The 5,563-nt window shown below is 53.3% G+C and carries 10 protein-coding genes and 1 pseudogene; 4 read left to right on the top strand and 7 right to left on the bottom strand.

Annotated elements, in window-relative coordinates:
- The 6 genes from V6D20_20335 to V6D20_20310 form a co-directional block, all read right to left on the bottom strand.
- The coding region (locus V6D20_20335; protein ID HEY9818127.1) for an isochorismatase family protein at positions 1 to 343 on the bottom strand (343 nt) is incomplete at its 3' end.
- A 121-nt stretch (positions 344 to 464) separates the two neighbouring features.
- The gene (locus V6D20_20330; GenBank protein HEY9818126.1) at positions 465 to 1,178 is read right to left on the bottom strand and encodes an ATP-binding protein; all 714 of its coding nucleotides are present in this window, start codon (positions 1,176 to 1,178) and stop codon (positions 465 to 467) included.
- A 19-nt stretch (positions 1,179 to 1,197) separates the two neighbouring features.
- The gene (locus V6D20_20325; GenBank protein HEY9818125.1) at positions 1,198 to 1,431 is read right to left on the bottom strand and encodes a hypothetical protein; all 234 of its coding nucleotides are present in this window, start codon (positions 1,429 to 1,431) and stop codon (positions 1,198 to 1,200) included.
- Positions 1,432 to 1,463: 32 nt separating this feature from the next.
- Positions 1,464 to 2,141 carry a glutathione S-transferase N-terminal domain-containing protein gene (locus V6D20_20320; protein HEY9818124.1) on the bottom strand — a complete coding sequence of 226 codons (678 nt, stop codon included), beginning with the start codon at positions 2,139 to 2,141 and terminating at the stop codon, positions 1,464 to 1,466.
- Positions 2,142 to 2,231: 90 nt separating this feature from the next.
- On the bottom strand, positions 2,232 to 2,621 hold the full coding sequence (nrtS, locus tag V6D20_20315; protein ID HEY9818123.1) for a nitrate/nitrite transporter NrtS: 390 nt from the start codon (positions 2,619 to 2,621) through the stop codon (positions 2,232 to 2,234).
- A gap of 11 nt (positions 2,622 to 2,632) precedes the next feature.
- Complete coding sequence (locus V6D20_20310) at positions 2,633 to 3,121, bottom strand: nuclear transport factor 2 family protein (protein HEY9818122.1); 489 nt, start codon at positions 3,119 to 3,121, stop codon at positions 2,633 to 2,635.
- A gap of 318 nt (positions 3,122 to 3,439) precedes the next feature.
- Here V6D20_20310 and V6D20_20305 point away from each other — a divergent pair, with 318 nt between their 5' ends.
- The 4 genes and pseudogenes from V6D20_20305 to V6D20_20290 all read left to right on the top strand — a co-directional run bounded on the left by V6D20_20305 (position 3,440) and on the right by V6D20_20290 (position 5,019).
- Complete coding sequence (locus V6D20_20305; protein HEY9818121.1) at positions 3,440 to 4,009, top strand: TetR/AcrR family transcriptional regulator; 570 nt, start codon at positions 3,440 to 3,442, stop codon at positions 4,007 to 4,009.
- 136 nt (positions 4,010 to 4,145) lie between these two features.
- Positions 4,146 to 4,604 carry a helix-turn-helix domain-containing protein gene (locus tag V6D20_20300; GenBank protein ID HEY9818120.1) on the top strand — a complete coding sequence of 153 codons (459 nt, stop codon included), beginning with the start codon at positions 4,146 to 4,148 and terminating at the stop codon, positions 4,602 to 4,604.
- A 74-nt stretch (positions 4,605 to 4,678) separates the two neighbouring features.
- Positions 4,679 to 4,864, top strand: coding sequence for a hypothetical protein (locus V6D20_20295; GenBank protein HEY9818119.1), 186 nt, complete (start codon positions 4,679 to 4,681; stop codon positions 4,862 to 4,864).
- Positions 4,865 to 4,887: 23 nt separating this feature from the next.
- Positions 4,888 to 5,019 (top strand): annotated as a pseudogene (locus V6D20_20290) (IS4 family transposase).
- Between the two features lie 172 nt (positions 5,020 to 5,191).
- Here the strand turns inward: V6D20_20290 and V6D20_20285 are convergent.
- A partial coding sequence (locus tag V6D20_20285) for a hypothetical protein (protein ID HEY9818118.1) occupies positions 5,192 to 5,563 on the bottom strand: 372 nt, incomplete at its 5' end.

Genomic DNA, 5,563 nt, shown 5'->3' with positions numbered 1-5,563 from the left:
TTTCTAGCCAGTCCGCGCCTGAGCCAATTAGCCCGTCTAGCTGTAATGGACCAAGGCGATCGAACATGCCGATGCTGTGCATGAGATTTTCCAGCGCCCCTTCAAACTTCCAGCGGTGATCCGCCGGGAAATAGTAGTGCGGTGAGATAAATAGGGGCAGATCGTAGGTTTTGGCGGCCTTCATCAAAGCCTCGATATTGGCGACGGTGTTGTTTTCGGTGACGCTTTCGCCCACAACTCCCCAGGCAACGCCGCTGGGGCTGAGGAAGTCGTTTTGCGGGTCAATGATGACGATCGCAGTTCTTTCAGCATCGATGATCATGCCGGGATTGGGTAAAGCCACGGTGGAAATCTCCTAAAGTGTTTGATTGGTTCATGACGGTTCATGGAAACGTGAATGCGGGATCGAAGCTAGCCCTGAAGCCTTTGAATAGCGGGCACTTCGAGAAATTTAGCAGGAAAATTTAGGGCTGACTGGGCAAGGTGGCGGTGACGGTGGTGCCAGCAGTGGTGGATGACTCAATCTTGAGGGAGCCTGCGTGGGCGTTGATGATCTGTTGCACGATCGCTAATCCCAGTCCGGTGCCTGTAGCCTTGGTGGTGAAAAACGGTTCGGTGAGCTTGGCCAACTGTTCGGGATGAATGGGGCGACCGCCATTGTGAACTTGGAGACAACTGCGATCGCTCCCCCTGGATGACACCCTGATATGCACGCGATCGCCCTCAGCGATCGCTTCACAGGCATTGGTCACCAGGTTGATCAGCACCTGTTTCAACTTGTCGGGATCGGCGGTTATGGTAACCGGGGTAAGGCTCGGCCAGAATTCCAATCGACGGTTTAGAGCGACAGGGGTGTGTTGTAAGGTCGCCAGCGTTTCCGTCACCAGTTGATTAAGGTCAACGGCTTGTCGATGCAAGGTTTGGAGTTTGGCGTAGAGCAGAATTTGGTCAAGGAGACGCTGCAGGCGATCGCCATCCTCGACCGCTAAGGCCAGCCGTTGCTGGTCGGGTTCCGGCAAGTTTTGACGCTGGCAATAGTCCAACCACATCCCAACGGTGGTGAGCGGATTGCGAATCTCGTGCACAATGCAGGCGGCCAGAGTTCCGACTGCGGCCAAGTGCTCTTTTTCAGCCAGTTGCTGGCGTAGCGATCGCACCTCCGCTGCATAATTCGCCACTTCAGCAGAGAGTGCTTGATCATGCTGGCGTAGCGATCGCCGGGTTGGGCTCTGGGGTGATGATGGGCTGGGTGGAAAGAACGGGTAAACCGGGGTAGGGGATAGTGATGTCGCTAAATGTTGTCCGCCGCCGGGGAGCGTGGGGGCCGGGGAGCGGTTGGCGATCACCAAAGACCCTGATGAACCAGACAATTGGGTAGAATTTTTCATCATCAATGTACGTCGCCTCTGCAACGCTTCGATAGTTGAGCATAGAGCGTAGGTAAGCAGGACCCTTGGCGATGATTACGCTGCAGTCTGTTGCATAGTCGGCTCGGCGACTGCCAACGTCCCAAAGTTGCTTTTGAAACTGGGTTGGAGAATATCCATGCCGACCTGCACAGCAGGACGTTTTTTCATCATTTCGACCCAGCGGTCAACGTTGGGAAACGCTGCAATGGAGAGGCCCAAATAAGGTGTTTGAGCGGCAGCCACCCAGGGAACTGTGGCAATATCGGCGATGGAGTAAGTCCCAGTAATGTAGGGACGATCCTCAAGCTGGCGATCAAGCACGTCGAGCAGCCGCAAAGTTTCCCGGTGATATCGTTCCACCGCATAAGGGATTTTCTCAGGCGCAGCGTTACGGAAGTGGCCGAGTTGACCCAACATCGGTCCCACGCTGGCCATCTGGAACATCAGCCACTCCATCACTTTGGCGCGACCCACCACGTCAGCGGGCAGCAACTTACCGGCTTTTTCTGCTAGGTAAATCAAAATTGCACCGGATTCGAAGATGGCGAGGTCATTATCGCGATCGATAATGGCAGGAATTTTGCTGTTGGGGTTGATGGCCTTAAATTCGGGCGTAAACTGATCGCCTCTGCCAATGTCAATTTTGTGAATGGTGTAGGGCAGCCCGAGTTCTTCGAGCAGAATGGCAGGCTTGCGGCCATTGGGGGTGGTGTAGGTGTACAGGTCAATCATGGGTCAGTCTCCTTGGAGTTAAGGAAAGATGGGAGCGGAATTAACTGAGTTTTGAGTTGAGCGGGTCATCCAAAATTCAAAATTAAGAACTTAAAACTCTTCAGGACGGCGGATCCGGCACTGGGTTTGTCCGTAAATACTGACGAGATAAGGTATCACGAAAGACAAGGATCCCGACAACCAGCGATCGCGGTTCATCTCGTTTTGCAGCAAGGCTTTGCCGTGGTTCATGGAAAACACCAGAGAACCGATAATCAGCGCCATGCGTACCGCTTGAGGCACGAGGTCTGGATTCCGGAGGCTCTTGCGGTAGTCCGCTAGGGTGACAGTTGGAGGATGAGCGGGAGACTCGGGGGCTGCCATGATGGGACTGGGACTGCAGTCAGTCGGAAGGCTTTCCCGTTCTCCACCCAGATAGAGCAGCAGGGTATGCAGTCCGTCGCAGGGATTCGCTGCAGGCGTTGGGGGAGCGGCTAGCATGGCAATTCTCTTCATTCGGGTTCAGAAATACAGGTCGGTCTATTCCAGCGGAACTTGCGCTCAGACTCGTGAATGGGTAGGTCGTTGATACTGGCTTCCCGTCGCTGCATCAGACCGTTGGGGGCAAATTCCCAGTTTTCGTTGCCGTAGGCGCGATACCACTGGCCCGAGTCGGTATGGTACTCGTACTCAAATTTCACGGAGATGCGATTTTCGGTGAAGCTCCAGAGAGTTTTCTTCAGGCGATAGTCCAACTCGGTGTTCCATTTGCGGGTGAGGAATTCGCGAATCTGATCACGGCCTTTAATGAACTCCGAGCGATTGCGCCATTCCGAATCAACGGTGTAAGCCAGGGCCACTTGGTCAGGATTGCGGCTATTCCAGGCATCTTCAGCGGCTTGCACTTTTGCTTTTGCTGTCTCCAGGGTGAAGGGCGGCAGCGGCGGTCTGCTGTTAGCTGCGTCAATGGCAGAATGATTGGGCGTTGTGGGTTCGGGCATGGTGGCGTCTTTCTTTAATTAATATAGAACGGTCTGTCTGTAATCATTATGTAGACAGGTCTGTATATTGTCAAGTCGTGTATGCCATTGTTCCTTGATTCATGCGTTGAAAATGCTTCTAAGTCAGGCGCTACAGTCGAATTTCTGGGAGTGAACTGGGTAAATCAAGTTGGGCAGAGGCGATCGCTCTAATCCACGGCATCCATCTCAAGGCAAGCCATTCGAGGAGGCCACCTGTGCTAGTAACGTTTGGTTTGAATACAGTGATTCAGCAAAAATGTTATTATGTAGACAAGTCTGTATATATTTGTTGCTGATATGCCTCGTTCTAAATCATCTGCAAAACCCTCGGCCCGCGATCGCATCATGCAAGCGGCATCCACCTTGTTTTATCAAGAGGGCGTGCAAAACGTCGGCATTGACCGCATCATCGCCGAGTCGGGCGTGGCGAAAATGTCGTTGTACAACCACTTCAAGTCCAAAGATGCCCTGATTACTGCCTGGCTGCAGCAGCGCGATACTAGCTGGCGGCAATGGTTTCAGCAAACGGTGGAAAAGCAGGCAACGGTACCCACCGAGCGTCTCCTGGCCATGTTTGATGCCTTGGAAGAATGGTTTTCTCAGCCTGACTTTCGTGGCTGTGCCTTCATTAACTCGTCGGTCGAGCTGGTTGATCCTGAGCATCCAGGCTACCAGGTGGCAATTGAGCACCAGCAAGCAATTTATGATTATATTCTGCAACTGGTGCATGCTGCCGAAATCGCCAATCCTGAGGTGGTGGCTGAGCAATTATTGCTGCTGGTGGAAGGGGCGATCGTGGTGGCTATGCTGCGCCGCCACCCTGCTGCTGCCGCCCATGCCAAGGCCGCTGCGGCGATGCTCATGTAGGAAACTTAGCATTTCTTGCTGACTCGAAATATGGCACCCAGTAGAGGATCAGCATGGTGGCTAGGTTATTGTATTTAATGCCAATTTAATTTAAGGGGGCACAGAATAGAGGGAGGGTCAATCCTGGCGGATAGAAATGAGTCGTCCATTCAAGCTTGAGATTACTGAGAGCGAAGCCGACCTGAAGAAACGATTGCAACATGTCAGCGCAGTGGTTCAGAAAGAGAAACTCCAGATGCTGTGGTGGCTCAAAAGCGGACAAGTTACGCAGCAACAAGAGATTGCTCAACGGTTAGGGCGTGATATCTCGACGGTCACCCGATGGCTCCAGAAGTACCGTCGTAGTGGGATACAGGAACTGTTGAACATCAATAAAGCTCCTGGCGTCCGGCGGATCATGAGTGATGACGTGCTTGCCGACCTACGGCAGCAGTTGAATCGTCCCGAAGGCTTCAGCAGCTATGGCGCGATTGTGGAATGGTTGCACGAAAAGCATGGACTGACCATGGAATACGGGACGGTCTATGACTGGGTACATAACCGCCCAGGGGCCAAACTGAAAGCTCTACGCCCCTCGGAGTTATCGTCAAGATGAAGCGAGCGGAGAGACCTTAAAAAAAACTTGGAGCCGCCCTGTTAGGACTGGAAACCCTTTTAGCACAGAGCAACGTGATTCATGATTTGTGCCAGGATGAAACCCGAGTTGGTCTGCAGACCCAGACAGGCAACGTCATCGCGGCCAAGGGGGTGAAGCCCACGGTGAAGGTGCCATGGGGGCGAGAGAATGTCTGGATTAACGGAGCGATTGTCCCGTTGACGGGAGACCACTTCGTCCACAAGTATCCCGCACCTTAACACCCCTTGTCACCCGTTAAGATGGTCAACGATGGATCTATGCGATGGAATTATGGGCTGACTGGGCCCTCCAACTGGTAGCTCTCAAACCCCATAAACGCCTCTATTTTCAGCGCGGGTTCCATGCGCTATCCCTGTTGCAGCAATCTCTCTAGGTACGTTGCCACCCGTTCAGATGTCCTCCATGTTGGCGAATGAACGTCAAAGCCTGTATTCCAAATCTAAACACCCCCATAGGTCAAAAAACCGTTGGGGGTGCTGGGTTATGCTGATGGCAAACTACTCGATGTAGAACCCGTAGCTATGCCAATTCACATCAACCATGATTTAGGAAGACCGCAACCGTTTGGGCGCACTGCCAGCATCGCGATGGGTTTTGGGCGCTGGAGCTGGACTGGCGCGGCGTGGTGAGTGTTTAGGACTGCTGGCGCTCGACTTTGGCTTAGATGACGATGAGCGATGACCACCCCGTCCACCACCAGAACCATTGCGTTTTGCTTGAATGGGCTCCGGCGGAATCGATAGATCTGGTTCATAGCCAGGAATGCTGTCCCGAGGGATTTCTCGCTTGAGTAAGCGTTCGATATCCTTCAGCAAGCCATGTTCATCAACGCAAACGAGAGATACAGCCTCACCCTCGTAGCCCGCTCGTCCGGTGCGGCCAATGCGATGCACGTAGTCTTCCGGCACGTTGGGCAG

The organism is Candidatus Obscuribacterales bacterium, assembly GCA_036703605.1.
Classification (GTDB): domain Bacteria; phylum Cyanobacteriota; class Cyanobacteriia; order RECH01; family RECH01; genus RECH01.
This window is presented reverse-complemented; position numbering and strand designations above follow the sequence as displayed.

Coding starts and splice junctions, on each gene's coding strand:
- V6D20_20305 (HEY9818121.1), top strand. CDS start 3,440: ATGCCTCGTTCTAAATCATCTGCAAAACCCTCGGCCCGCGATCGCATC.
- nrtS (HEY9818123.1), bottom strand. CDS start 2,621: ATGCTAGCCGCTCCCCCAACGCCTGCAGCGAATCCCTGCGACGGACTG.
- V6D20_20325 (HEY9818125.1), bottom strand. CDS start 1,431: ATGCTCAACTATCGAAGCGTTGCAGAGGCGACGTACATTGATGATGAA.
- V6D20_20310 (HEY9818122.1), bottom strand. CDS start 3,121: ATGCCCGAACCCACAACGCCCAATCATTCTGCCATTGACGCAGCTAAC.
- V6D20_20300 (HEY9818120.1), top strand. CDS start 4,146: ATGAGTCGTCCATTCAAGCTTGAGATTACTGAGAGCGAAGCCGACCTG.
- V6D20_20320 (HEY9818124.1), bottom strand. CDS start 2,141: ATGATTGACCTGTACACCTACACCACCCCCAATGGCCGCAAGCCTGCC.